3 protein-coding genes are annotated in these 2,813 nt (G+C 68.6%); all 3 read left to right on the plus strand.

Annotated features, from left to right (window positions below; all coding sequences use genetic code 11):
• Window positions 1-214 precede the first annotated feature (214 nt).
• The 3 genes from D7X99_RS41650 (at window position 215) to D7X99_RS41660 (ending at window position 2,494) form a co-directional block, all read left to right on the plus strand.
• Complete coding sequence (locus tag D7X99_RS41650; protein ID WP_121782553.1) at window positions 215-1,063, plus strand: DUF692 domain-containing protein; 849 nt, start codon at window positions 215-217, stop codon at window positions 1,061-1,063.
• Window positions 1,060-1,797, plus strand: coding sequence for a DUF2063 domain-containing protein (locus tag D7X99_RS41655; RefSeq protein WP_121782554.1), 738 nt, complete (start codon window positions 1,060-1,062; stop codon window positions 1,795-1,797). The genes D7X99_RS41650 and D7X99_RS41655 overlap by 4 nt, the downstream gene beginning before the upstream one ends.
• Window positions 1,798-1,930: 133 nt before the next feature.
• Entirely contained in the window at window positions 1,931-2,494 is a 564-nt protein-coding gene (locus tag D7X99_RS41660; protein ID WP_120580710.1) for a chalcone isomerase family protein, read from the plus strand.
• The last annotated feature ends 319 nt before the right edge of the window (window positions 2,495-2,813 follow it).

Below are 2,813 nucleotides of genomic sequence, written 5' to 3' on the forward strand. Positions count from 1 at the left end.
AGCCAGCGCCGCAGGAGCCGCCGCCCCGGAGAAGGGCGCCGAGGGCTCCTGTGGCGCCGGCTCCTGCGGCGCTGGCTCCTGCAGCGGCAAGAAGTAGTCATTCATCTGGGAGGGCCTGCGTGACAGGTCTCCTCCCAGACTCGCGGGCGGCGGGAAGAGTCCTTCCTGCCGCCCGTGTTGTTTTCACCCCGCAAGCTCCAAGGAGGAGCGCCGCATGCCGTCCCCCCGTTATGCAGACCGCCATGGATTGAAGCCGCTGGGGGCGGGCATCGGGTTGCGCCGCGACTTCTACGAAGCGCTGCCGCGCACGCCTCGCGCGCTGGACTGGGTGGAGATCATCCCGGAGAACTTCCTCACGCTGGGCGGCCGCTCCCAACGCGCCCTGGACGCGTGCCGCGAGCGCTGGACGCTGCTGCCGCATGGCGTGGGCCTCAACATCGGCGGGCCGGACGCGCTGGATGACGACTACGTCACCCGCCTGGCCGCGCTGGTGAAGCGGCTGGACGCTCCGTTCTTCTCCGACCACCTGTGCTACTCGCGGCTGGGCGGCGTGCACCTGCATGACCTGCTGCCGCTGCCCTTCACGGAGGCCGCGGTGGAGCACGTGGTGCCGCGCGTGCGCGAAGTCATGGCGCGCGTGGAGCGCCCCTTCCTGCTGGAGAACCCCAGCTACTACGCGGCCATGCCGGGCGGCACGCTGAAGGAGGCGGACTTCCTGCGCCAGGTGGTGGAGGCCGCGGACTGCGGGCTGCTCCTGGACGTGAACAACGTCTGGGTCAACGCGAGGAACCACGGCTACGACCCGCGCGCCTTCGTGGACGCGCTGCCTCTGGACCGCGTGGTGCAAGTGCATCTGGCCGGCCACGACAAGCGCGAGACAGTCCTCATCGACACGCACGGCGACCGCGTCTGTGACGACGTGTGGGCGCTGTACCGCTACACGCTGGAGCGCACCGGCCCGGTCTCCACACTGATTGAGTGGGACCAGGCCATCCCGTCGCTGGGCGCCGTGCTGGACGAGGCGGATCATGCCCGCGTCTTGCTCGCGGAGGGTTCGCGATGAAGCAGTCGCTGAGGCACTTCTTCGACAGCATGGACGCGTACCTCGCCGGGCCACCTGGCGCGGAAGGCCTGTTGAAGCTGTCCGCGTCGCACCCGGGCTGGGACGTGGATCCGGAGCGCATGGCGCTCTACGGCCAGTTCGTGCGCGGCCACGTACGCTCCACGCTGGAGAAGCTCTTCCCGCTGACGCGCAAGGCGGTGACGCCCGAAGCGTGGGACGCGCTGGTGGAGGGCTACACCCGCACGCGGCCCGCGCGGCACTACGAGCTCAACCGCCTGGGCGAGGGCTTCGCGCCCTTCGTCTCGGACGCCGCCGCGGCGAAGGGACTGCCGCCGTTCCTGCCCGCGCTCGCGCGCTTCGAGTGGACGGACTTCGCGGTGTTCGCCTCCGAGGAAGACATTCCGGAAGCGGTGGAGCGCCTGACGCCCAACCCCACGCTCACGGTGCTGGAGCAGCCCTACCAGCTCTGCGCGTTCGTGCGGGCCCGGGGCGCGGAAGCGGCGCCGGTGGAAGGCGAGGAACTGGCGCTGCTCTGGCGCCAGCCGGAGCGGCTGGTGACCTTCTACATGGAGGCCACTCCGCCCTCGCTGCTGGTGCTGAAGATGGCCGTGGAGGGCCTGTCAGAAGAGGCCGTCGTCCAGGCCACCGGCATGTCCGCCGCGGACCTCCACGCGGAGGTGGTGCGCTTCGCCAAGGACGGCCTGGTGCTGGCTCCGGCAGCCCGTATTCACTGAAGAACCTGTTGTCTTCCGAGCGGTTTCGCCGCAGCACGTCAAGACGCAAGTGTCCTTCATGGATCCTTTCGTGAAGACGCATGGCTAGGTTTGCGTCCAACATCGCGCAGAAACCGACCCGGAGGTTTTCACCATGAAGAAGACGCTGACTGCCGTGCTGCTGTCGCTGACCCTCGCCGCGCCCGTCATGGCCAAGGACATCGCGGGTGTGAAGTACCCGGAAACCGCCACCGTGGCCGGCAAGGAGCTGAAGCTCAACGGCGTGGGCCTGCGCAAGAAGGCCATCTTCAAGGTCTACACGCTGGGCCTCTACGTGGAGAACCCCACGCAGGACGCCACCGCGCTGCTCAACGCGGACGAGGTCAAGCGCGTGCGCATGTTCATGAAGCGCGACCTGAAGAAGGAGCAGATCACCGAGGCCATCGAGAACGGCTTCAAGAAGAGCGCGGGCGCGAACATGCCCAAGCTCCAGGCGCGCCTGGACGCCTTCAAGGCCGCCATCCCCGCGGAGGTGAAGGAGGGCCAGGAGCTCAACCTCACCTACGTCCCCGGCAAGGGCACCACCGTGCAGGTGACGGGCGGCCAGTCCATCGACGTGGAGGGCAAGGACTTCGCGGACGCGCTCTTCTCCGTGTGGCTGGGCAAGGACCCCGTGGACAGCGGCCTCAAGGACGGCATCCTCGGCAAGGAAGACTGACGCTCCTCCGCGCTTCACCCGGAGTCCTGCGCGCGCCCCCGGAGCGGCCCTTCTTCACGGAAGGGGCGTTTCGCGGGGCGCGGTCGTTTCCGGAGGCAACGCCATTGCTTCAATGGTGGACAGCGGACGACGCCCCTGTCACACGCGCTGGAGTTGAAGCTGGAATGCCCCCGCGCATCAGGAGTTGATGCGCGCCGGATTCTCACCCCTTGTCCGTGCTGGAGAACGCTTTGAAGCGACTGGCCCTCTTCGCCGCCTCCTGTGTCCTTGGCGCCGCCTGCAAGACGGCGGAGCCCACCCCCGAGCCGCCCCAGGCCTC

This window comes from Corallococcus sp. AB032C (assembly GCF_003668935.1).
Classification (GTDB): Bacteria; Myxococcota; Myxococcia; order Myxococcales; family Myxococcaceae; genus Corallococcus; species Corallococcus exiguus.

What these genes read in the sequence shown, in the direction of transcription:
- D7X99_RS41650 (WP_121782553.1), top strand. Translation starts at nt 215, where the DNA reads ATGCCGTCCCCCCGTTATGCAGACCGCCATGGATTGAAGCCGCTGGGG.
- D7X99_RS41655 (WP_121782554.1), top strand. Translation starts at nt 1,060, where the DNA reads ATGAAGCAGTCGCTGAGGCACTTCTTCGACAGCATGGACGCGTACCTC.
- D7X99_RS41660 (WP_120580710.1), top strand. Translation starts at nt 1,931, where the DNA reads ATGAAGAAGACGCTGACTGCCGTGCTGCTGTCGCTGACCCTCGCCGCG.